The 23512-nt window shown below is 63.7% G+C and carries 22 protein-coding genes; 8 read left to right on the top strand and 14 right to left on the bottom strand.

Translation table 11 applies throughout. The features are described 5' to 3' along the window. Positions 1-412: 412 nt before the first annotated feature. Positions 413-922 (bottom strand): DUF1269 domain-containing protein, encoded by a 510-nt coding sequence (locus tag QZM67_RS07855; RefSeq protein ID WP_089452688.1) that lies wholly within the window; start codon positions 920-922, stop codon positions 413-415. Positions 923-1283: 361 nt separating this feature from the next. After that, the gene (locus tag QZM67_RS07850; RefSeq protein WP_043184321.1) at positions 1284-1499 is read right to left on the bottom strand and encodes a DUF3820 family protein; all 216 of its coding nucleotides are present in this window, start codon (positions 1497-1499) and stop codon (positions 1284-1286) included. A 314-nt stretch (positions 1500-1813) separates the two neighbouring features. On the opposite strand from QZM67_RS07850, the gene QZM67_RS07845 reads away from it, so the two are divergent. After that, positions 1814-2002, top strand: coding sequence for a hypothetical protein (locus QZM67_RS07845; protein ID WP_301801646.1), 189 nt, complete (start codon positions 1814-1816; stop codon positions 2000-2002). Positions 2003-2289: 287 nt separating this feature from the next. Here QZM67_RS07845 and QZM67_RS07840 read toward each other — a convergent pair whose 3' ends face one another. Further along, positions 2290-2607: a hypothetical protein gene (locus QZM67_RS07840; RefSeq protein ID WP_301802192.1), complete on the bottom strand. Its 318-nt coding sequence runs from the start codon at positions 2605-2607 to the stop codon at positions 2290-2292. A gap of 904 nt (positions 2608-3511) precedes the next feature. On the opposite strand from QZM67_RS07840, the gene QZM67_RS07835 reads away from it, so the two are divergent. The 3 genes from QZM67_RS07835 (at position 3512) to QZM67_RS07825 (ending at position 8423) form a co-directional block, all read left to right on the top strand. Beyond that, a complete protein-coding gene (locus QZM67_RS07835) occupies positions 3512-4087 on the top strand; it encodes a hypothetical protein (protein WP_175020722.1) in 576 nt (191 codons plus the stop codon). 1170 nt (positions 4088-5257) lie between these two features. After that, entirely contained in the window at positions 5258-6082 is an 825-nt protein-coding gene (locus QZM67_RS07830; RefSeq protein WP_301801642.1) for a response regulator, read from the top strand. Then, the gene (locus QZM67_RS07825; RefSeq protein WP_301801640.1) at positions 6075-8423 is read left to right on the top strand and encodes a sensor histidine kinase; all 2349 of its coding nucleotides are present in this window, start codon (positions 6075-6077) and stop codon (positions 8421-8423) included. Before QZM67_RS07830 ends, QZM67_RS07825 begins: the two co-directional genes overlap by 8 nt. 48 nt (positions 8424-8471) lie before the next feature. On the opposite strand, the gene QZM67_RS07820 is transcribed toward QZM67_RS07825, so the two are convergent. From QZM67_RS07820 to QZM67_RS07810, 3 genes are read right to left on the bottom strand one after another with little or no spacing between them, the layout of a single operon-like run. Beyond that, entirely contained in the window at positions 8472-9317 is an 846-nt protein-coding gene (locus tag QZM67_RS07820; protein WP_301801637.1) for a pirin family protein, read from the bottom strand. Positions 9318-9353: 36 nt separating this feature from the next. After that, entirely contained in the window at positions 9354-9959 is a 606-nt protein-coding gene (locus tag QZM67_RS07815; RefSeq protein ID WP_089452685.1) for an FMN-dependent NADH-azoreductase, read from the bottom strand. Positions 9960-9980: 21 nt separating this feature from the next. Further along, positions 9981-10559: a YceI family protein gene (locus QZM67_RS07810; RefSeq protein ID WP_301801634.1), complete on the bottom strand. Its 579-nt coding sequence runs from the start codon at positions 10557-10559 to the stop codon at positions 9981-9983. Between the two features lie 117 nt (positions 10560-10676). On the opposite strand from QZM67_RS07810, the gene QZM67_RS07805 reads away from it, so the two are divergent. Both QZM67_RS07805 and proP read left to right on the top strand, forming a co-directional pair. Continuing rightward, complete coding sequence (locus QZM67_RS07805; RefSeq protein WP_301801632.1) at positions 10677-11600, top strand: LysR family transcriptional regulator; 924 nt, start codon at positions 10677-10679, stop codon at positions 11598-11600. Positions 11601-12044: 444 nt separating this feature from the next. Beyond that, positions 12045-13514, top strand: coding sequence for a glycine betaine/L-proline transporter ProP (proP, locus tag QZM67_RS07800; RefSeq protein ID WP_301801630.1), 1470 nt, complete (start codon positions 12045-12047; stop codon positions 13512-13514). Between the two features lie 142 nt (positions 13515-13656). Here proP and QZM67_RS07795 read toward each other — a convergent pair whose 3' ends face one another. The 4 genes from QZM67_RS07795 to QZM67_RS07780 all read right to left on the bottom strand — a co-directional run bounded on the left by QZM67_RS07795 (position 13657) and on the right by QZM67_RS07780 (position 18127). Further along, complete coding sequence (locus tag QZM67_RS07795) at positions 13657-15009, bottom strand: TRAP transporter large permease (RefSeq protein ID WP_043184307.1); 1353 nt, start codon at positions 15007-15009, stop codon at positions 13657-13659. A 4-nt stretch (positions 15010-15013) separates the two neighbouring features. Beyond that, the gene (locus tag QZM67_RS07790) at positions 15014-15589 is read right to left on the bottom strand and encodes a TRAP transporter small permease (protein ID WP_175020731.1); all 576 of its coding nucleotides are present in this window, start codon (positions 15587-15589) and stop codon (positions 15014-15016) included. Next, on the bottom strand, positions 15586-16572 hold the full coding sequence (locus QZM67_RS07785; RefSeq protein ID WP_043184305.1) for a TRAP transporter substrate-binding protein: 987 nt from the start codon (positions 16570-16572) through the stop codon (positions 15586-15588). Before QZM67_RS07785 ends, QZM67_RS07790 begins: the two co-directional genes overlap by 4 nt. Positions 16573-17041: 469 nt before the next feature. Continuing rightward, the gene (locus QZM67_RS07780) at positions 17042-18127 is read right to left on the bottom strand and encodes a helix-turn-helix transcriptional regulator (RefSeq protein ID WP_301801625.1); all 1086 of its coding nucleotides are present in this window, start codon (positions 18125-18127) and stop codon (positions 17042-17044) included. 438 nt (positions 18128-18565) lie between these two features. On the opposite strand from QZM67_RS07780, the gene QZM67_RS07775 reads away from it, so the two are divergent. Continuing rightward, a complete protein-coding gene (locus QZM67_RS07775) occupies positions 18566-19678 on the top strand; it encodes a histidinol-phosphate transaminase (RefSeq protein ID WP_301801623.1) in 1113 nt (370 codons plus the stop codon). Positions 19679-19758: 80 nt separating this feature from the next. Here the strand turns inward: QZM67_RS07775 and QZM67_RS07770 are convergent, their stop codons facing one another. Then, a complete protein-coding gene (locus QZM67_RS07770) occupies positions 19759-20010 on the bottom strand; it encodes a hypothetical protein (RefSeq protein WP_043184298.1) in 252 nt (83 codons plus the stop codon). A gap of 784 nt (positions 20011-20794) precedes the next feature. After that, positions 20795-21283: a RidA family protein gene (locus QZM67_RS07765; protein WP_301801620.1), complete on the bottom strand. Its 489-nt coding sequence runs from the start codon at positions 21281-21283 to the stop codon at positions 20795-20797. A 278-nt stretch (positions 21284-21561) separates the two neighbouring features. Between QZM67_RS07765 and QZM67_RS07760 the strand changes: the two genes are divergently transcribed. Further along, a complete protein-coding gene (locus tag QZM67_RS07760; protein WP_043184296.1) occupies positions 21562-21861 on the top strand; it encodes an H-NS family nucleoid-associated regulatory protein in 300 nt (99 codons plus the stop codon). Positions 21862-22022: 161 nt separating this feature from the next. On the opposite strand, the gene QZM67_RS07755 is transcribed toward QZM67_RS07760, so the two are convergent. Further along, positions 22023-22355: a cupin domain-containing protein gene (locus QZM67_RS07755; protein WP_301801618.1), complete on the bottom strand. Its 333-nt coding sequence runs from the start codon at positions 22353-22355 to the stop codon at positions 22023-22025. Positions 22356-22576: 221 nt separating this feature from the next. Continuing rightward, entirely contained in the window at positions 22577-23173 is a 597-nt protein-coding gene (locus QZM67_RS07750) for a hypothetical protein (RefSeq protein WP_301801616.1), read from the bottom strand. Between the last annotated feature and the right edge of the window lie 339 nt (positions 23174-23512).

The raw sequence follows: 23512 nt of genomic DNA, 5'->3' as shown, positions 1-23512 counted from the left end.
GACCTCCTTGCTGACGGTTCCACTTCAGCAATCATGTTCAGAAGGCACCACGCGCGCAGGTCAACGGCACGTTCCTTGCGCACTTCGTCATGGAAGACAGGAGTCCTGACGCAAGGGTCAGAAGCCCTGCGCGGTGCCTCTCACCGCGACACGCCGCACCACGTTCGGCATCGGCGTGTCGGCAGGCAGTGGGCGCGCGGTGTTGTTCTATTGGTTCACCGGTCAGAAACGACGCTGATACGCCGTGACGCACGCAGTCCGCCACGTCGCTGCCTGCGCGCGCCATGCAGCAACGCCCCAGCCGCTCGCATCGAGACGCAAGAGCCTGTCGCCCTGGGTCGCGGCAATGCGATAGCGCGCCCGGCGGTTTGCGTCGACGCGCTCGGGCGTCGTGCGTGCCGGTATTCGCGTGTCAGGGGAAGATCGGTGTCGTAGGCTCGCCACCCTCCAGGTCGGCCGTCGGAAAATGCTGGGCGACCATCTGCTCGATTTCCTGCTCTCGCAATGGCGGTACGTCGGCCATGATCAGGATCTGGCCTTCCTTGATCGCTTCACGAAATCGCTCGAGTCGCGCGTTCGGCTCGGCAATGCCGATCATCGCGGCCGTCCACGCGCCGAAGCCCGCCCCCATCACCGTCAATGCGACGACGGCGCCGCCCGCGATCACGAGCTCCGCAGGGGGGAACACCAACGCGACGAGGCCGATCAGCGCGCCCGTCGCACCGCCGAATGCGACGCCGCGCTCCAGCGCATGCACGACATCGCTGCTCTGCAGCAACGATGCTTCGGGTAACTGATCGAGTGTGACGCTGTGATTCGCGAGAACGTGGATATGACGCCAGATGATGCGCGCGCGCAGCAAGTCATCGACGATTGCCTTCGCCATCGGCGTATCGGGTACGAGGAAATAAAGGCGTCTCATGTTGGCACCCCTTTTTGCCATCAACGATTCTTTTCATTTTATGTCAGCATTGGCGACGCGCCAGGTGCTTGCGGGTCAGTACCGACGCCGCATGCGCGACGCATGACCTGTTGCAGCGCACGCACGATACGGTCTGGCGATCTGTTGCAAGGCAGGCACCACGAGCAACGTCAAGCATGGCCTTTCTTGCCGAACGACAGACACCGCCATGCGCTCGGGCTGCGCCGAACGTCCGATCACCGTGGCCCGATGCGGTCGCTCAACCCACGTGGCAGGGGCTGGATAGGATCGGTTGTCGCCGATCGCCGTCGATCGATGCGGGGCCCGCGTGGCACGCTGGGTCATTCGCCCCTGATTGACGCTATCCGCGCTTGCGCAACGGCTCCAACAAGTCGCGCAGGCCGTTGTGATCGATCTCGTGCATCAGCGCGAGCTGCCGGCCGATCTCACCGCGCGGGAACCCTTCGCGGGCCAGCCAGTTGAGGTAAGGCCCGGGCAGGTCGGCAATGAGTCGCCCCTTGTATTTTCCGAAGGGCATGGTGACGGTGACGAGGTGTTCGAGGTCTGGATTTTGCATGCGGGTATTGTGCACGGCTTTCCGCTCGTGTCGCATGCCGAGCGATTGAAGGTCGGGATTGCGGCCCTTCGCGGGAGACGGCTTCGTGACGCAGCGCCGGGTTGACGGCAATCGCTCACCTCCGGCCGGCGGCGGCCGATTACCCGCCGGATCGAGCACCGGCGGATACGGATGAGTCGGCCGGATTGACGCGTGGACCTTCGAGGCGGCAATACCGCCTTCAACGACCTCGAGGAAAGGACGCTGCAAACCGCCTGTGCCCCGTTTCTGGCCTGCTAGACTGGAATTCCCCCCTGCAAACGATGGAGGGAATCATGTTGTCCGTCTACGTCGTGAAGACCGGCGAGCAATTCCTGTGCACCGCCGAGGATGGCGATATCGGCATGGCACCGGCGGTTGAAGATGCCACGTCGTTTCTTTCGTACGAGGAAGCGGAAAAGATAGCGCACGTGCATGCCGACCCCGGATACGAAATCGTGGCCGTCTGCGTGCTCAAACACTGAGATGGCGCCCGCTGCCGGGCGCTCGGCGAGGAAGTGCGGCTCGCGGTTCCGCTGGCGCCATGCGGCATGGGTGGCGCGATTGGCTGCGTCCGAAATTGCCTGCGAACGGACCGATTGCGGGTCGGGATGCTCATGATGGCGGCACCCTGTGCGTCAACAGGCCCGCCGTGTGCAGTGCGACGCAGCGCACGCGCGACGCGGAACGCGCCTTTCCTGAGACGCGTGACATCCGGCGCGCACTCCCCGAATGCGGCACAGCCAGGAATCGAACCGTCGGTGCTCCGTTTTTATCGTCTGGGGCCTTTCATGCCCTCCGACTCCATGGCCGCATGCCACTCTTCATTCGCCTCGATCGGGTCCATCGCTTCGTCAACCGACGCGGTTGCGCGCTCGGCGGCCGCTCTGGTTTCATCTGCCGGGGAAGCGACATCGCTGTCGCCGTCGCCCGGGGGATGAAGCATGTCCTTGAGCATGGCGCTCAACTCCGACGTGTCCCATGGCAGCCCACGCCGAGTCCGATCCTTGATGTAGTGCCGCACTTCCGCGTCCTGCTCCACGGTCAGCGGCAGCCCTCGGAAGGTGCTTTGGGGACCAGCGTCGATCATCGCATTCTCCTGTTTCATGGCATGTTCAGTGTACTCGCCATCGCAAGCACGCGAGCCACGATTGCTGCGCCCTTGCGTCGGATCAAACGTGCGGGCTCGACAGGCAGGCGGCGGCCACAAAGCGTCGCTCCCCAGCAGCGTTGTCGGACATCAGGGCGACCGTTCCCCCCAGCAAGCAGCCGTTCGACCAATGTGACGAGCGTCGCAAGATCGACTGTTTGCAGCAGAGCCAACGCTGGCATCCTCCCGCTGCATTCGTCCGGCATTTCCGTGCACGCGAATCATCTTCGTTCGCGCGCCATCCGATGGCGGCCCGCCCGCCTCTATTCTTAAAATAGGACGATTGATTCAAAAAATCGAAACCCGATTGACACGTCTGAAATTACACGGATTTCATTGGATTTTTTATTTCGAAAAATAACTTTACGTCGCCTTGTAATCCGTCAATCGTCCGTCTATGTTCGTTCAATAACGAATAGTCTTGCTCACCAGGTTGTCGTGGGCGTGCTTTGTGTCCGGGGGCAGTCGGTAGTTAACGAAGGGAAGGAAGGCGACGACTATGGACACTTGCTTCACGCGCACGGTCTAGACACCCTAGGTCTCCATCTTCAAGCATCCACTCGCCTGTACGGCCATCCCGCGCGCCGGGTGACGTCACGCCTGCGCGTCTGCTTGATCACTGGCAATCAATGGGCGTTACGTGACGCGCCGAGGGAAACCGGTCGTATTTCGCCACCAAAATCGTAAAGCCTGGCTACAACGGATTTCGCCACCCGATAGTCGCCAAGCGAAACCGTGCCTGTTTTCGATTCCTGCTAGTGAATGCATGCAGTTCGGTCAGTCAAGGAAGCAATCCGCCCCGCTTGATCAAGTTAAGCGCCCGATTCATGACTTGGAGATGAACATGAAAAGCAAGCGTCTAAGCGTTCTGTCTGCAACAGCTGTTGCCCTTTTATCGCTCAGTGGTGCCGCGCAGGCCGACGGCCTTTGCTCGAACGCGATGCTAAAGGGAGCGTTTGAGTTTATCGGTCACGGAGAGATTCTTGGATTGATCGGTGCCGACGGCAAGGTGCATCCCTACGCTGCGCCGTCGATCCTCGATGACGTCGCGCTGGTGACGTTCGACGGTACGAGCCATTATTCACGCACCGATTTCGGGGTGATCGGCGGCCTGCCGAAAGGTGGGCAGACGACGTTCAATCCGCACCAGACCGGCACCTACACGGTGAACGCCGATTGCACCGGCACCATGAACACCGTCTATACCACCGGCGGATCCGTGCCGGCCGGCGTCGAGACCGATCTGAACATCGTCGTCGCTGCCGACGGGACGTTCATCGAATCCGTTGTCTACAAAGCGGTCACCGTGTCAGGCGAGAGCGCGGATGGTGTCGTAAAGTGTCCGCCGAATTGCGTGCAAGGCGTACAGGAGACCTTTGAGGGTAAAAAAATCTTTGTGCGTCGCGAAAACCACGATTGACCGTTTTACCTGGGTCGCTGCCGTTCGAACGCCGTCGCGCCGAACCCGCGACGATCTCGAGCCCCATGGGTGAGCGTCGTTCAGACGCCAGATAGGCGGAAGCCGGCCCGCACCCGGGGGCGACCCGCTCGGTTTCATTCAGGAGGAGGATGGCGTCGCACGATCCCCGGGACTGAGGCATGCGCCACCGGTTCGTGAGAACCGGGCGTTGGCCCGTCATGCCTGCCGTGCTCAGCGTTTTCGTGCCCGCCTGATTCGAGCGCGCACCGCGCGCGGCCGCCCGATGGATCGAACCCTCGGACGGCCAACGCGCAGCCACTCAACCTCTCCGTCCCGCCGTCAAACGCATTCTCCGGATTTCCGGAACAGCATCGACGACTTGCCGGACGCCCCCTGCATCGAATGAATCGATCGAATTTCGTTGACGATTTCTTCTCGACCGGCGCCTCACACACAAGCATATTTCAAGATTCACCGATTTTTCTTATATAGCAACGTATTCGGCAAATCATGAGATTTGCATTACCCTCGTGCCAGTTATTCGTGCCCTGCCTCAATCCCATGTCATCGGAATCGCATCATTCAATGTCATATTGGTATCGCATGCACCTCGACGGGACTTCGGCATGCGATCCACGCGATCTCGGATGTATCGAAATAATCGATTCCAGCCGCGCCAAGGCTAGTGTGCGGGTATCTGGACAAACGCACCTTTTCCCGATCGGAAAAAACCTTTTCCCGAGCGGACGACATTGACATCCATACACTTCGGCGCGAAGCCCGATTGCCGGACGAACAGAATTCCGACCAGCCCCCCGGCAAAAAATAGCAATCAGGCACGCTACGAGCTCCCCATCTGGTTTACCTTGATGACATCGATTTTCCGGCGCATGACGAACGGGTTCATCGATCGGAACAATTCGAATTCCGGGCAATTAACCCTCAAACAAAGACCGATTATCAACATTCAGTTCGGTATGTTTTTCCATCTCCGTTTCTTCCGGCCAGACGGCACGACGACACACAAGCCACACCGCGTCGCACAAGCCCTCTCGGGCCACACGGAATCCTCACAGTCGGCGCTGCCGCCGACATATAATTTTTCGCCACAATCGCGCAGACAGCGATGTTCCCAACCTGACCGGCCACCCTTCCAACGCGTCCGCAACCATGTCATCCCGCTCGCCCAGTTCGGTGTTGCCTCGTGCCACGCCGGATCTCGTTGACGCACATATTCTTGTCGTCGACGATCGCCCGAACGACCTGCGGCTCCTGACCGAGATCCTGCGTACCGCGCGGTGCCGGATCAGCGTTGCGTTCGACGGCCTGCAGGCCTATCACCGTGCCCAGGCGATCGCGCCCGACCTGATCCTGATGGATGTCCGCATGCCGCGCATGGACGGCTTCGCCGCGTGCCGGCTGCTGGCGTCGACGCCTTCGACGCAATCGATCCCGATCATCATCCTGACTGCCGCGGGCGATCTCGAGGATCGCCTCGCGGGGCTCGAAACGGGCGCAATCGACTACATCGTCAAGCCGTTCGAGCCAACGGAGGTGCTGGCCCGGATCCGCAATCATCTGAAGCGGGCACGGCGCAGCCAGCCGTTTGCGCATCTGCCCGCGTTGCCCGACCACCCGGACGCGGCCCTCGTGCGCGCGGCGACCGAGGTCCTGCTGCGCGACCTGCGCCATCCGCCGGCGCTCGAGGATCTCGCCAGACAGGTCGGGACGCACGAAAAGCGCCTGTCCCGTGTGTTCCGCGACCATCTCGGCCAGACCGTGTTCGAATATCTGCGCGACACGCGCCTGCGCGCCGCGATGCATTTCCTCGCGGAGACGTCGATGGGGATCGGCGACATCGCCGAGGAAATCGGCTTTTCCACGCCCGGCAATTTCGCGACGGCCTTTCGCGAACGCTTCGGCATCACACCGTCCGACTGGCGGCGCCAGCGCCACGCGGCCAATGCGCCCGCGGAGCACCGTCACGATGCGTAGGCGCCACGTGGCATGGGCAACCGGATGTCGCGCGGTGCTGCTGCTTCTGATCGCGATGGCCGTCACCTGCGCGACGGCGCGCGCCGCGTCGGCACCGAACCCCGCGCAACTGGATGCCGTGTCGGTATTCGAGGACGCGAGCACGACGATGTCCGCCGACCAGGTCGCCGCCCGGCTCGCCGATCCGGGGCATGGCACGCTGTTGGCCGCCACGTCGTCGTTCAACGTCGAGTTCTCGCGATCGGCATGGTGGATCCGCGCAACGCTGACCAACCGCGACAGCGCCACGCGCGCGCTGGTGCTGGCGATTCGCGACGCGCGTGTCGACCAGACGGACTTCTATATCGGCCAGCACGGCCGGTGGACACTCGACAGCCGTTTCCCGGCCGCCGGGACCGGCGGTGATGCCGCCCCGCCGTCGTCGCGCTACCCGGTACTCGACGTCACGCTGCGCGCCGGCGAAAGCATTCCCGTGCTGATCCGCGTCACGTCGCGCAAGGAGATGCGGCTCGCGCCGGCCGCGTTCACGCATGCGGCGTGGGATGCGCAGGAACGTCGCGCGACGATGTGGGATTTCGGCTTCTTCGGCGGGCTGCTCGCGCTCGTGTGGTGCGCGCTGCTGATCGGGTTCTTTTCGCGCAGCGGCGTGTTCCATGTGCTGGCCGCGATGGCGCTGGGCACGACGCTGTTCGAAGCGGCTTACCGGGGCTACCCGGCGATGGCGTTGCCGCCTGCGCTGCATGAATGGTCGGCGCGCGGCGAAGTGATCTTCGCGTACCTGGCGGTCGCCTGCTTCATCGTCTTCATCCTGATGGTCGCCCGGCGCGAGCAGGCAAGGCTGCCGATGCGCGCGATCTACATGGCCTTCCTCGCGCTCGAAGGTGTCGGCATGGTCGGCGCCGCCGGCGGCGACCTGCTGACGTTCACGTGGTTCTGCCTGCGGCTGAACGCGGTGCTCGGGATCGTCAACATCAGCCTCGCGCTGATGCTCGCGATCCGCCGGACGCCGACCGGCCGCGTGATGCTGATCGCCATCGGGTTCGCCACCTTCAACATGCTGATGCGCGTGCTCGACGGCATGAACACGCTGCCGCCGGCGCTGTCCTGGCTGAAATCCGACATCTACCCGAACCCCGTCATCGCGATCGTCGGTCTCGCCACGCACCTGCTGGTGCTGGCCGCGTGGATCCATCACGTGGGCCGCCAGCGCACCGAGGCGAGGACGCGCCTCGAACACTGGCAGATCACCGAACAGGATCGCCTGCGCGACGAAGTCGCACGACGCACGGTCGCGCTCAACGACGCGCTGCAACAGGTGACGACCCACATGCAGCAGAAGATCGAGACGCTCGGTTACGTCAGCCACGACCTGCGCGCGCCGCTGTCCACGATCAACGGCTACGCGAAGCTGCTGCTGCAAAGCGCGACGCGCAGCCAGGCGCAGCTGATCCGGTCGATCGATCGCAGCATCCGCTACCAGCTCGCACTGATCGACGAACTGCTCGCGTTCACGAAGACCGAGTTGCAGCCGCTCGGCGTGGCGCCGGACGCGACCGACCTGCCCGGCCTGCTCGACGACATCGGTCACTATGCGCTCGCGCTGTGCGCGCAGCAGGACAACCGGTTCGTCTACCGGCCGGCCACGCCGCTGCCGCGCACGGTGTCGATCGACGGCATGCGGCTGCAGCAGGTGCTGCTCAATCTGTTGTCCAATGCGTCGAAATTCACCCGCGACGGCACGGTCACGCTGTCGATTCATGCGTCTCGCGAAGGCGACGCATGGCGCCTGTTGTTCGAAGTTACCGACACGGGTATCGGGATCGACATCAGCGGAACCCGCGACATCTTCCGCGCGTACCAGCAGGTGCAGGCCGTGAACGGCGGCACCGGGCTCGGCCTGTTCATCGCGCAGCGCATCGTCGGCGCGATGGGGGGCGAGCTGGCCGTCGCCAGCCAGCCGGGCGCCGGCACCGCGTTCTCGTTCGCGATCGTCGCGCCGGCCGTCGAGCACGCGCTCGTACCGGCGTCGGAGCTCGTCCGGCGGTTTCATCCGGACCGCGATGCCGAGCCGGACCGTGCCGCGCCCCCGATGCAGGGCCCGCCCGACGACGCGCTCGCCGAACTGATCCGGCTGGCCGACAACGGGCAGCTCACCGATATCGAGGATTGGCTCGGCCAGTATGCGGACGAACCGGACTACGCGGCCTTCGTACAGGACGTGCGTGAGCGCCTCGATGCACTGGATCTGACCGCGATCGGGAAGCGGGCCAGCGCGCTGCAACGCGCGCGCATCGCCGATACGTCGTTCGACGCCGAGATGGACGCAGCCGGGCCGGCCTGACTACGTCGGTCCATCCGTTTCATATCGATCGGATACCTTACCGACGAATCAACGCAACGCGCCCTTCGCGCGCAGTTCGCGGCCGATGCGCACGATCTCACGCTCGCCCTCCACCAGCGCGGCGGCACTCGTGTGCACCGAATAGTTGCCCAGATGCAGATCGTGCGGATGCGGGACGGCCGTGCCGACCACGAAGCGCACATCGGTCACCGCCTCGAATTCGATCGCGGCGTCGGACGCGTCGAAGACCACCAGCTCGCCCTGGGCGACCGGATCCGGTACGCGCAGGCTGCCGTCCATCACGGCGGTCCAGCCGACGCTGTAACCCGGCTGCGGCCGGCAGGTCCAGCGCTCGCCGGCCTGGAGCTGCACGACGACGTAGTGGATGCCAGGCGGCGCATCGATCGGGCTGACCGCGTCGCCGCTGCGGCCGAGCAGCACGCGCGCCGGACCGTCCGACGGGATGTCGGCGATCGACAGATGCTGGCTGAAGGCCGGCGCCAGCTCGCGCTCCGGCGGCAACGCGACCCACAGCTGGAACACCTTGACCGGCGGCACGACGGTGCCGGTATGCCAGACCCCGCGCCCGGCGCTCATCCATTCGATGTCGCCGGCCACGATCGCGCCTTCGTGGCCGGTGGATTCCGCAAAGGTGCCCTGGCCGTCGATCACGAGCGTGAGCGTGGCGATCCCCGAGTGCGGATGCCAGCCGAAGCCCGACCCGAGCGACGCTTGCGTATCGACCAGATCGAGAAAAACGAATGGCTTGATCATCTCGCCGACGTCCGACGGGCTCACCATCCGCACGATGGGCCCGTGCGCGCGGCCGCGGGTGCGGAAGATGACGTGACGGCCGGCGACGGCGACATCGGCGGGCTGCATGGCATGTGACATGGGGGCTCTCCGGTGGTCGGTCTCGGTTACATGGCGTCAGGCCGCGAGCGCAGCCGCCGCTTCCTTCGCCGATGCGATCGCGCCGCTGCGCAGGTCCTGCCCCATCGCGACGCCTTCCGCACGGATGAACGTGATGTCCGTGATGCCCAGGAAACCGAACGCCGCTTTCAGATAGGTTTCCTGATGATCGAATGCGGCGGCAGGCGAACCTTCGCTGTACACGCCGCCGCGCGACGACGCGACGACCAGCTTCTTGCCGCCGCACAACCCGACCGGCCCGTTCTCGCCGTAACGAAACGTCGTGCCGGCAACCGAGATACGGTCGATCCACGCCTTCAGTTGCGACGCAATGCCGAAGTTGTACATCGGCGCGCCGATCACCACGATGTCCGCAGCGAGAAAGTCGTCGAGCGCGCGCTGGCCGATCTCGACGTCCGCCTTCAATGCGTCGCCGATCGGGGCGCCTTGCGCGGCGGCCAGGTGTTCCGCCGTCAGATGACCGATCGGCGTGGCGGCGAGATCGAGACGTGTCACCGTGAGGCCCGGATCGCGGGCGCGGAAGGTCGCGACGGCCTCCGCCGACAGTTCGCGGCTGACGGAGCCCTGGCCGAGGATGCTGGAATCGATATGGAGCAGTTTCATGTGGGTGTTCTCCGAACGGGATTACTGTTTGAGCGCTTCGGCCGTGATCAGCAGCTTCGTCTTCATCCTGAAGCCGTACTGCTTGCCGTAGTCGAGGCCGAAATCGCTGCGGTCGAATTCGCCGACCGCGTCGACGCCGCAAACTTCACGCTTGAGCATCGGGTGCGGCATGCACTTGAACGCATCGATCTTCAGCGTCACCGGCTTCGTGACGCCATGCAGCGTCAGGTTGCCGACCACCGACACCGGCTTGTCGCCGTCGAACTTGATCGTGCCCTTGTAGTTCGCCTGCGGAAACTTCGCGACGTCGAAAAACTCGGCCGTCTGCAGGTGCTCGTCGAGCTTCGCGCTGCCGGTGTGGATCGACGCGGTGTCGGTCGTCACGTCGACCGTGCCCGTCTTCGCCGCGCGGTCGAGCGTCACGGTGCCGCTCGACTTGTCGAACTTGCCGCGCCACACCGACAGGCCGCCCATGTGGTCGGCTTCAAAGCTCGGGTACGTGTGATTCGGGTCGAACTGGTAGGTGGCGCTTTCGGCGAAGGCCGAGCACGACAGCACCGCTGCCAGCGCGCCCGCTGCGATCATCAAATGCTTCTTCAACGTTTTCTCCCTGGAACGTAAAGGTTCGTCTGTAGCGTGAGAGCAGTATGGAGACGGACGCTGCTTTACACTAGACGGATAAATAGGATTTGATTAATCCATTTTTGGAGGAATCCGATGCTCGATCTGAATGATCTCGCGCTGTTCGTCCAGGTCGTGCGCGCCGGCAGCTTCTCGGAGGCCGCGCGCCGCATGCGCATGCCGGCCAATACGCTGAGCCGGCGCATCGACCAGCTCGAAGGGCAACTCGGCACGCGCCTGCTGCATCGCTCGACCCGCAAGCTCGCGCCGAGCACCGAAGGGCAAGCGCTGTTCGAGCGCTATGCGCCGGCGCTCGACCGGATCTTCGAGATCGGGCGGCTGCATGCGGACGGGCAGGAACCGTCCGGCACCGTGCGCGTGACGGCGATGGCCGGCCTGTTCGAAATTTTCCGGCTGGAATGGCTGGCCGAGTTCTATGCGCGCTACCCGCAGATCAGCATCGACTTCCTGCTCGACGACACGCCGTCCGACCTGATCGGCGAGCGCATCGACCTGGCCTTGCGCATGGGGATCGAGACCGGCGGCAGCTTCCGCGTGCGCCGGATTGCACCGGGCACGATGATCCTCGCCGCCAGCCCCGCCTACCTGGAGCGGCGCGGCGCGCCGCGCACGCCGCGCGAACTGACCGACCACGACTGCCTGACGGTGTCCGGCCGCCAGGGCCGCAGCATGTGGCGCCTGCAGGGGCCGCGCGGCACCCAGGAAATCTCGATAGACAGCCGCTTCTCGGTCAACGACATGCGCGTGGTGGTACAGGCCTGCATTGCCGGGCTCGGGGTCGCGCTGCTGCCGCAGTTGCTCGCCGAACCGGCCATCGAGCAAGGCAAGCTGGTGCGCGTGCTGCCTGCCTATCGACGGTCGAGCAGCGACCTCGGGCTACAACTCGTCTATACGAGCCGCCCGCCCCTGGCGCCCGCGGTCACGGTGTTTGCCGATTTCCTGCTGGAGAAACTGGGCGAAGCGCTGCCCGGGCAGTCGAAGCATGCTGCCGACCGATGACGTTTCCTTGTCGCGGCAAACGGGATATCGACAATCGATCGCTGTGGCGTATCGCGCCGGGTATCGACCGGCATGCCCTGTCGAAGGATGGCACCGAGGCCGGCAGCCGGAAGCCCCTCGCCGCCTTCCATCAGTGACGGTCGCAAGCAGAAGCGCGCGCGACACGACGTTGCGCGCCCCATGCGTCCGGGCCCGCTTCGACGCCCCCTGCCCCACTCGAACCCGTGTCGTTTACAACCGGGTTCCGGGCGCATGACCGATAGTCGGGCGCGCCCGTTTCTCTAAACTGGTTCCCACAACAAACCTGCCCGGTGTCGCCCGCAGCGCGCGTCACTTCACCGACATCGAGGCGCCCCGAGACATCCGCCTTCGCTGTCCATCGGCCCGCACGACTCCACTGCACACCCGCCCGGCCGGCTGCCAAGGCAATTCCAGGAGAGTTCATTGAGCCCGTCGCAAGCGCACCCCGCGAGAGCCCGATCTTCGCGCAAGACCGTCAAGCTGGAAGACATCACGATCGTCGACCCCGCCGTCCTCAAGCGCGCGGTCGGCGCAATGGCGTTCGGCAACGCGATGGAATGGTTCGACTTCGGCGTCTACAGCTACATCGCCGTCACGCTCGGCAAGGTGTTCTTCCCGTCGAGCAGCCCGTCCGCGCAGCTGCTCGCGACCTTCGGCACGTTCGCGGCCGCGTTCCTCGTGCGCCCGCTCGGCGGCATGGTGTTCGGTCCGCTCGGCGACCGCATCGGCCGCCAGCGCGTGCTCGCCGCCACGATGATCATGATGGCCGTCGGCACCTTTGCGATCGGCCTAATCCCCAGCTACGCGTCGATCGGCATCATGGCCCCCGTGCTGCTGCTCGTCGCGCGTCTGGTGCAGGGCTTCTCGACCGGCGGCGAATACGGCGGCGCGGCCACCTTCATCGCCGAATTCTCGACCGACAAGCGCCGCGGCTTCATGGGCAGCTTCCTCGAATTCGGCACGCTGATCGGCTATACGCTCGGCGCGGCCACCGTCGCACTGCTCACTGCAACGCTGTCGCAGGAAGCGCTGCTGTCATGGGGCTGGCGCGTGCCGTTCTTCATCGCCGGCCCGCTCGGCCTGGTGGGTCTCTATATCCGGCTGAAACTCGAGGAAACACCCGCGTTCAAGAAGGAAGCCGAAGCACGCGAAGCGGACGAACGCGGGCGGCCGAAGCAACGCTTCGCGACGCTGCTCGTCGAGCAATGGAAGCCGCTGCTGCAATGCGTCGGCCTCGTGCTGATCTTCAACGTGACCGACTACATGGCGCTGTCGTACCTGCCGAGCTACCTGTCGGCGACGCTGCATTTCCGCGAGTCGCACGGCCTGTTCCTGGTGCTGCTCGTGATGGTGCTGATGATGCCGATGACGCTCTATGCCGGCCACCTGTCGGACAAGGTCGGCCGCAAGCCGGTGATGATGGCCGGCTGCGTGGGCCTGCTCGTGCTGGCGGTGCCGGCGCTGATGCTGATCCGCACCGGCGGCATGCTGCCCGTGTTCGGCGGGATGCTGATCTACGGCGTGCTGCTGTCGACGTTCACTGGCGTGATGCCGTCGGCGCTGCCGGCGCTGTTCCCCACGCGGATCCGCTATGGTGCGCTTGCGATCGGCTTCAACGTGTCGGTGTCGCTGTTCGGCGGCACGACCCCGCTCGTCACCGCGTGGCTGGTCGATCGCACCGGCGACCTGATGATGCCCGCGTACTACCTGATGGGCGCATCGTTCATCGGCATCGTGTCGGTGCTCGCGCTGCGCGAGACGGCACGCCAGCCGCTGCCCGGCTCCGCGCCGTGCGTGGCGAGCCGCGCGGAGGCGCTGAGCCTCGTGCGCGGAGAATCCGGCGACGCACGCGGCCGCGATCGCAAGCTCGCCGCACTTGGCGAACGCGCGTAGCGCGACGTGCGGCGACTCGTCGGTACGCCTCGTGCGACGCGGTCGAGCATCAGTGCGCGGTAAGGGCGCCGCAGAAACGACCGCGGCGCCGGACAACCTCGGTCGTCCGGCGCCGCGTCGATGAAAGCACGCGATCGGAGAATCAGAACACCGCGTGCCCGCTGATGATGCTCGGCAGCCAAGTCGAGAAGAACGGCAGGTACGTGACGATGTTGATCGCACTGAAGATCGCGAGATAGTACGGCCACGCCATCTTCGTGGTCTCGCCGATCGACACGTTGCCGATCGCGCAGCCGACGAACTGCACCGAGCCGATCGGCGGGTGCACGAGGCCGAGCGAGCAGTTCAGCAGCAGCATGATCCCGAACTGCACCGGCCCGACGCCGCACGCCATCGCGATCGGCAGAAACAGCGGCGTCGTGATCAGGATGTGCGCGGCCATATCGACGAACGTGCCGAGGAACACCTGGATGATGTTGATGTACAGCAGCATCAGCCACGGCGCGGCGGTCGACTGCTTCAGCAGCCCTTCGATCGCATCCGGAATCTCCAGGTACGACATCTGGAAGCGCAGCATGTTGGACACCGCGATCAGCAGCAGCACGACGCCCGTCGTGCGCGCCGCATGCGACAGTGCGCGGCGCAGCTTCGCGGCCGTCAGCGTGCGGTAGACGACCGCGGTCAGCACGAGCGAGTACACGACGGCGATCGCGGCCGCCTCGGTCGCGGTCGCAATCCCCTTCGCGACGCACACGAGGATGATCGCGATCACCATCAGGCCGGGCACCGCACCGACGAAGCTGCGCAGCACCGCATACCAGCCGGGAAACGCGGGCAGCGCGGACGAACCGTCTTCCCGGCGCGGATAGCCGTGACGCACGGCCTGCCAGTACGCGGCGGCGAGCACGAAGCCCATCACCCACAACACCGGCAGCAGCCCCGAGAACAGCAAGTCGCCGATCGACACGCCGCTCACCGGCTGGCCGTGCAGCATGCCGGTGATGCCCTGCGCGGCGAACGCATAGATGATCATGTTGGTCGACGTCGGCATCAGCGCGCCGGCGAGCGACGCATGCGTCGTCACGTTGACCGCGTACGCGGCGCTGTAGCCTTCGCGCTTCATCAGCGGAATCACCACGCCGCCCATCGCCGACGTATCGGCGGTCGGCGAGCCCGACACGCCGCCGAACAGCGTACAGGCGACGACGTTCGCCATCCCGAGGCCGCCGCGGAAGTGGCCGACGGTCGCCTGCGCGAAGCGCAGGATCCGGTCCGCGATACCGCCGTGCAGCATCAGTTCGCCGGAGAAGATGAAGAACGGCACCGCGAGGAACGAGAACGCGTTCATCCCCGAGATCATGGCCTGCATCGCGGTCGCGATCGGCAAGCCTTCGACCATATAGGTCAGCACGCAGGCTATCCCGAGCGCGAACGACACGGGCACGCCGAGCACGAGAAAAATCAGAAAACTGACGGACAGGATCGCGAGTTCCATGGCGTTATTGCCCCGGCGAAGAACGACGAAGCGCGAGCAGGTGCTCGAGCGAGAAGAGGATGATCGCGATCGCCGCGGGCATCGCGATCAGGTAGCGCACGCCTTCGGGCAGCCCGATGATCGGAATGCGGTCGCCCATCGTTTCGGCGGCCATGCTGCCGCAGCCGACCATGATCATGATCGCGAAGGCGATCAGGCTCAGATGCTGGATCGCGATCACCACCGTGCGCGACTTCGGCGGCAGCCGGCGCACGAGCGAATCGAGGCCGATATGGCCGCCGTCGCGCACCTTCATCGCCGCACCGAACATCGCGATCACGATCACGAGCAGCAGCGCGATCGGCTCGACAAAATCCGGCGCATTCTCGAACACGTAGCGCATCACGACCGCGTAGAACACCAGCACCGTCAGCACCGCGAGGCACGCCGACGCGATCACCGCCAGCACGCGGAACAGCACGTCGTTCACGCAGCGCAGCAGCGGCGCGGCATGCGGCCGCGCCGTCGCCGTGCCTTCCGGGGCGCCGGCGCCGGGCGAACCCGCAGCCGACGCGCCGTCCAGGGAAGTGTGACGTGTCACTTGGTGGCCTCGATCTCGTCGACGATCTGCTTCATCTGCGGCGTCTTTTCATACTTGGTCCACAGCGGCTGCATCGCCTTCACGAACGCCGCGCGATCGATCTGCGCGGCCGGCAGGATCTTCGCGCCACCCTTCGCCACCGTCTGCTGCGCGGACGCCTCGCGCGCGGTCCACAGCTTCTGGTAATACGGCACCGAATCGGCCGCGGCCTTCCTGATCGCCGCCTGCTCCTGCGGCGACAGCGTGTCCCAGATCTTCTTCGAGAACACCAGCACTTCCGGCGTCATCGCGTGCTGCGTCTCCGAGTAGTCGGGCGCCACTTCGTAGTGCTTGGTTTCCTCGTACGACGGCATGTTGTTTTCAGCCGCATCGACGAGGCCCGTCTTCAGGCCCGTGTACACCTCGGCGAACGGCATCGGCGTCGGCGTGCCGCCCATCGCCTTGATCTCGTCGACCATCAGGTCGGACGGTTGCACGCGCACCTTCAGCCCTTTCATGTCAGCCGGCGAGCGCACCGGGCGCTTCGCGTAGATCGAGCGTGCGCCGCTCTCGTAGAACGTCAGCGCGATCATCCCCTTCGCGGTGAACGCATCGAGGATCTTCTGGCCGGCCGGGCCGTACATCGCCTTGCGGAAATGATCGATGTCGCGGAACAGGAACGGGAACGACGGGATCAGCGATTCCGGCACGATCTCGTTGAACGATGCGCCGTTGACGCGCGCCATGTCGATCGCGCCGATCCGCACCTGGTCGACCGTGTCCTTCTCGGAGCCGAGCGCGCTGTTGCCGAACACCTTGATCGAATCCTTGCCGCCCGTCTGCTTCGACAACTCGTCGCCCATGAACTTCACGGCCATGTTGGTCGGGAAATTGTCGCCGTGCACGTCCGCCGAGCGGAACACGCGCGCCTGGGCGGACATCGCGAAGCCGGCCATCAGCGCGACGGCCAGGGCGATACGGGAGCGGGTGAATCGGTGCTTCATCGTCAGTCTCCTTGATGGTTGTGCTCGTTGTGGCGCGGCGATCCGCCGGCATGCGCATGTTTCGGCGCCGTACTCGCTGATCGCAGAGTCATACGTCGTATGACGTGTTGACGCGAATGTACGTCGGTTAATCGTTTAACTCACTTGGTGCATACCCGTAGAATGCCTAACATGAAGGGCTTTCAGCCAATTTCAGGGAATCGTGTTCTCTGTTTAGAGGAATTTTCGCGAAACGTTTTCCGGAAGCGGGCTCGCATTCAAGCCGGACGGTGGCGCGACTGCTTCCGCCTGTGTCCGAAAGCAATCTTTCGCTTCGCTTGTCCTAGTTGTAGGATGACCGACTTCAAGACCAGCACGTCGGCGCGATGCCATGAGCACACGCCGGCCATGCGCCGCTGCGTGCGGCGCTACCAGGAAGGGACGACAGGGAATCCGGACAGCGGCAGACGCCAACGCCTGCCTCGCGCCGTCACGTCTGCATGACCAGCGACGTCAGTTGCGACGCGCGCGCCACGGCCGTCTTCGCGTAGATCGACTTGATCTGCGAGCGGATCGTGCCGATCGACACGCCGCGCAACCCGGCGCATTCCTGCGGCGACAGCCCGTCGCAGCACAGCAGCACGGCGAGATCGGCCTCGGCCGACGACAGCCCGTAGAACACGCGCAACCGCTGCGCGCGGGCCGACGGTGAACGCAGGTCGGCGGCCGTCATCAGCGTCGCGACGCCCGGCCGCTCGCGCACCAGCCGCGATTGCTCGGGCACCGGCATCAGCGCCAACGGCAGCGGCTCGCCTGTCGCGCGCCGCAACAACAGTCCGCCGCGCGCGTGAGCGTGCCGCCATTGCGCATCGTCGATGCAGCCTTCCGGCGCGAACCGCCCGTTCACGACCCGCAGCGCCGGCTCCGCCGCGATCAGTTGATCGGCCGCGCGATTCGTATAGCGCAGTTCGCGCTGCGCGCCGAGCAGGAACACCGGCACCGGAATCGCATCGAGCGCCGATTCGGCGGCAGCCACGCGCGCCTCGAGCTCGCCGATCCGCGCCTGGATCTGCAGCGCGCGGCTGATATGCGTTCCCATGCTTTCGATCGCACGGCGCTGATCGTCGGAAAGGCCTTGCGATTCGGGGCCGCTCTGGACGCTGAGGAATGCGCCGGAACCCTCGCTGCGATGGATGTACAGGCCCGAGATGCTGCCGAGCCCGAAAGGAAGAAGGAATTCCTGATAGAACGCGCTGTGCGCACGCTGCTGCGCAGGCAGGTGCTTGACGTCCTCGAACCAGCGGCCCGCCGGCCAGTTGCCGGCGACCGGCACGACCGGGTCGTACCGATAGAACTCGGTGTTGTAGGTGTGGTAACACGCGGCGACCCATGACGCGTCGTCGCCCGCCGCCTGTTCGATCGCCGGCACCCTCGCCGCGTCGTCGAACGACAGCAGCGTGACCATGCGCACGCCGACCCACGATCGCAGCCCGTCCAGCACCGTTTCCCATCGTTGATCGCCCAGTGCCGCAGCGTAGACGTCATCGATCCATGCCGATGGAATCAATCCGTTCATTGGCATCTGGCCACCCCGCGCCGTGCGTTTTTGTCGAACGTCTTTCTTCTGCGCATCTTAGTCAATCGGCGCCAACGTTTAAATCACTCGTTCGCGTTTGATCGAAATACCACGTTTGTTACCGTTTATCGTCAGACGTAATGGCCGTTTTTCCGGCTTTCACCACGCAATTGCATCGGGTGCGCGCGGTGCCGCCTGCTTTTCATCCGGATCAGGGTATGCCATGATGCGACGCATGACGATTCGAAACACCACGACCTCGCTGCACCATCACCACGGACGCCCTCTGTTGCGCCGTGGCTCGTTTCGCATCTAGCAATTGCATCGGGTAAATGCCCGATCAAGACGACAACCAAGGCGCCTCCGGCGCCTTTTTTGTTTTCTGCGGCCTTAAAAACCTGCAGCGCCAATCAATCGATACCGTACGGAGTGTTTTCAATGCAACCACCCTGGAAAGCCGTTGCCCTGTCGGATTTGCCGCTTCGCGAGGATCTCAAGTTGCAGCACGCATACGGTGCGCCGCAGCTCGATGTGCCGGTATGCCTGAACGTCAACGAGAATCCCTATCCGCCGTCGCCTGCGCTCATCGAGCGCATCGCGACCGCGGTGGCCGACGCGGCGCGCGCGGCGAACCGCTATCCCGATCGCGACTTCGTCGAACTGCGATCGCATCTGGCTGCGTATCTGACGCACGACACCGGCGTGACGGTCGACGCATCGCGCGTCTGGGCGGCCAACGGCTCGAATGAAGTGATCCAGCAGATCCTGCAGGCATTCGGTGGCCCGGGGCGATCGGCGCTGGTCTTTACGCCCGCGTATCCGATGTATGACGAATACTGCCGCACGACTTTCACGCGCCTGCATACGTTGCCGCGCACCGAGGATTTCGCGCTGGATCTGGATCAGGCGCTCAACAGTATCCGCGAGCACCAGCCGAGCGTGGTGCTACTGACGTCGCCGAACAACCCGACCGGCACCGCGCTGCCGCTCGACGATATCCGCGCGATACTGGCCGTCGCGCCGGGCGTGGTCGTCGTCGACGAAGCCTATGCGGAGTTCCGGCGTCACGGCGTCCCCAGCGCGGCGACGCTGCTGCCGAACCATCCGCGGCTCATCGTTACCCGTACGTTGAGCAAGGCGTTCAAGTTCGCGGGCGGCCGCGTCGGGTATTGCGCGAGTGCGCCTGCGATCGTCGAAGCGCTGAAGCTGGTTCGATTGCCCTATCACTTGTCGGCCTTCACCCAGGCGGCAGCCTGCGCGGCGCTGGTCGCGCGTGACGAGATGTTGTCGCAGGTCGACGCGATCAAGGCCGAGCGCGACTCGACCGTCGGCTGGCTGCGTGGCCTGGGCCTCACGGTGGCCGATTCCGATGCCAACTTCGTGATGTTCGGCGAGTTTGCGGATCGGCACAGGATCTGGAGCGGGCTCCTGCGCCACGGCGTCCTGATTCGCGAGTCGGGCCCGCCGGCATATCTTCGCGTGTCCATCGGCACCGCTGCGGAGATGGCCGCGTTCCGTGCGGCCCTGCTTGACGTGATGGCGCTCGCATAACCCGGATCAGCGACCGGCCATCCGGTCGACGAAGCGATGGCGCGACGGCGCGCGTGCCGGCGCCGTATCCGACGATGTGCTTACTTCATCGTCGCGAACCGCATTTCCATCGCGTCGATCTTCGCGAGCACTGCTTCGCTCAGCTTTCTGACGTGGCGCGGCACATCGGGCGCCGACAGCAGCTCCTCGATGCGCCCGCGCCAGTAGCTCGGATGCCGTACACGCCCCGCGCCCGACATCGACACGTCGTCGGCGTACGTTTCGCTATCCAGGAGAGCAACCATTCTCTGGATGTGAGAGAGCTCTCGCTCTGCATAGTCTCGTGCCAGCATATTGATTGAAATTCCCCGAAATACGACTGCAGGCCTTCCGTCATCAACGCGCCATCGTGTTGCGATGCAAATGACTCACCGCACACGTCGAACGTCATCGTACGCAGAAGCTGTGTCAGTAAACCGTGTGGGCATTGATTGATTTCGACACGGAGTGGCGGGCCTGTCCATTTCTTCTGATGACATCCGCCCCGATGCCCTGCGGTCAATCGTAGGCTTATCGTCGGGTGATGGCATCTCCCAAAATGGGGATGCCGGTTGATATTGGCGGGGTGGTGGTTTCTTGAAATTGCGGGAATCGGAAATAATCCGGCAGGCATGCGGTTGCCGGACCGTGACAAATTCGCGATCGGCTGACGACTTGAAAGGCGTATAGCCGGCGCGCTGCCGCCGCGCAGGCAGGAAGCGCGGATCGACTGCGTGCCCGGGCGCGGTGCACAGCGATATGCGCAACCCCTACGGACGCGAACGTGCAGCGCCGTGTGCCGCATTCGCAGGTCGCGACAACATACGCGCTCCACTCAGTGCGCTATCACGCGAGATCGTCTGGACACGGGTCGAACGCCAGCGCGGCCCACTTGCCCAGTCCGCCGCGCGCATTCATGTCTCAGGCATCGAACAGCGCCTGAAGCTTTGCGAGCTTCTCTTCATCGTGCATCGCTTCGAATTCCTTCGGCAGCCGTTTCTTTCTTTCGGCATCGCGAGGCGCCACCGTCAATGCAAATGCATCGGCTTTCCGCGTACTTCGAGGAACTACGCATCCGCGACATGCAGCCCGCGGAAGTCAGCTACCGGCAGCGCCGTGCATTAGCCCGAAAATGAAATCCGCTTCAACCGATGCGCCTTTGGGCAATTGCAGCACACCGACCGACGTACGCGTATGAATACCGGCGTCGCCAAGTACCGCATACAAAATGTCCGATGCGCCATCGGCAATTTCGCTTTGCATCGTGAAGCCGGGCGCGCTTCGCACATACACGGTGATGCGTGGCACCGTCGCTATCGCGTCCAGCGTGCCGCAGTGCTTTCTGATCAGCGAGAGCGCACGCAGCGCCGATACACTGGCGGCCCGACGGCCTTCGTCGAGCGAAACGGACTCCCCCACCACGCCCACGAAATGCACCATGTCGCCAATCCGCGGAATCTGGCCGGCAATGTAGGCCGTGCGCCCGTCGACCAGAACGGGCGTGTACTTTCCGCCAATCCTGATTTCCTCGTCCGGATCGAATCCGAACTCGGCCGCGATTTTTATCAGCTTATCGTCTCTGTTCATTAGTGAATTCCCCGATACTTCAGAAAAATGTAAAGACTCATTAAGTCTCTGCTGCTTGTCTGCAAGAAAAAAACCACCTCGTACGGTCAAAACGACGCGTCGTTTCCGATAAAAGTTTCCGGGTAATCCTCTACGCGCTCGTCAACATGACACACTTCTCAGGTGTTCGAAGCAGTCCTGCGCGCCCAATCCATGACAAAACACGTAGTCGGTGAGAATTTCCACAAATTTTCCCGTTGAAACCGCTATCATGTGAGAACTCAACCAGAAGAGCGATCATGGCGACTTACAAGGAACTGAAAGCCCAAATGGATGCTTTGGCCGAGAAAGCCGAAGCTGCACGTGCCGCAGAATTCCAGGCGATCGTCGACGACATCCGCACCAAAGTTGCGGAATACGGCATTACCGAAAAGGACATTTTCGGTGCGCGTCGTGGTCGTCCGGCCAAGCAAGCGGCCGCCCCCGTGCAGGCAAAGTATCGCGACCCGAAGACCGGCGCAACCTGGTCGGGCCGCGGTCGCGCACCTGCATGGATCAAGGACGCGAAGAATCGCAATCGATTCCTGATCCAGGAATAAGATTCTCGACGCACACCGGCGCGCAGCTTCGCGCGCCGTCCTGCTATTTGGGCATCGATACCGGCGGTATTCAAAGACCGCCGGGTTGATGAAGCGTTGTCTCATTCGGCGCGCGGTGGCATGCTGCGTGCCGGATTGCATGCCGCCCAAAATTTCCCGATTCAACGTTCGTAATAAATTGCAAGCCAGACGGTTTGCGTTTCTTCGTGCGTCCACGCGACGCGATGGCGGCAATGCGGCTCGATCAGCACGTAGTCGCCTGGGTGCATTTCATGGCGCGCCGGGCCTTCTTCGAATTCGAGCACGGCTGCGCCCGACAGCAGTACGACCCACTCGGCGCGTGAGTCGTCATACCAGAAGTCGTCGGGGCTCGTATGGCCCATCGAAACGATCCGCTCAACGTTTAGGCGCTGCCCCGTGACGAGAAGGTCGATTCGCTCGTCGTCGCCATGCTGGCCTTCGGCGGTGAACAGGTTGCCGGTTTGAAGTTGCATGGATTGACCTCGACGTGGACATTCAATGGATGGGGCGAGCTTGAAGGTAGCCGGCAATGTTCACTGTCGTCCAGTGTCCGACAATTCGCCGACTTGTTTCGCCGCGATGGACATCGTGGCACACCGAGGTCCGTAGTCGGCCGAGACAACGCAGGACGGAATTACGTCAAGCCTCGCCGGCAACGTGACTACGATCCATCACCCAAGATAACGATTCAACATTACAACGCCTGCGCCCATTCATTGCCGGGGTGGAGAACGTCGAGGCATTCTTTCAACCACGCGCGTTCGACAGCTGGCAGTTTCGGTAATGCTCTGTCGAAATCCTGTTGATCTTTCGGGCGCCGATCCCGGGCCTTGAACAGCAGTACGGCCGATGGATTCAGATAGGGAATGCCGTCGGCTGTTTTCATCACCATGTCCGCGCGCGGCCGTTTGAACGACGGATCTCTCTTGTAGGCCCAGCATTCATTCGTGCCCGGCTCGATCATCATATCAATCCGCCAGCTTTCAGCCGCGCAGTCGAATCCCCAGAATTGCATGATCCCCGATGGGGCATCCTGATTTTCCGGCAGCCTTTCCAGAACTCCGGCATGCGCGGTGTAGAACGCGAGATCATCGAACACTCGGCGGAAGGTACCGAAGTCTTCTCGCAATATCGTGAATTCCAGATCGCCATGTTCACGCGTCTGAGCGCCATGCCAAAGATCGAGCGCCCATCCGCCGACGACACACCAAGGCAAATGGACAGCATTCAATCGTTGAGCAAGCTCGGCCGGATGCCATGCGTTCCACGCATCCTCGTCGGGGACAGTCATTTGAGTACGCATCCTGTTGAAGTGATTTGCGCTGAACAATGCTCATCGGGATCGTTAGCGAACGCCCCAATACATCGATGCTTCGCAGCGACACCAATGGGCACGACGGCGTGCAGACTGCCGCCGATCGTCGTCAGTTTCGCATGCCTGGAAAAAACGAACCTCGAGCCGATGCGGCAGGCCGAAATCGGCTAATTGCGATCAATCGATCCCGCGCAGTCCGGGACATTCAACAGCCCCTTTCAGCACTCAATCGTCATTCGATCGCGTATCGCAGTGAATGTTTTCATCACGGAGATCGAAACGAAAGCGTGATGCGAAATCACGTTCGTTCCGTCA

This window comes from Burkholderia sp. AU45251 (assembly GCF_030482905.1).
Classification (GTDB): Bacteria; Pseudomonadota; Gammaproteobacteria; order Burkholderiales; family Burkholderiaceae; genus Burkholderia; species Burkholderia aenigmatica.
Note: the sequence above shows the minus strand (reverse complement) of the source record. Positions and strands in the feature narration are given on the sequence as shown.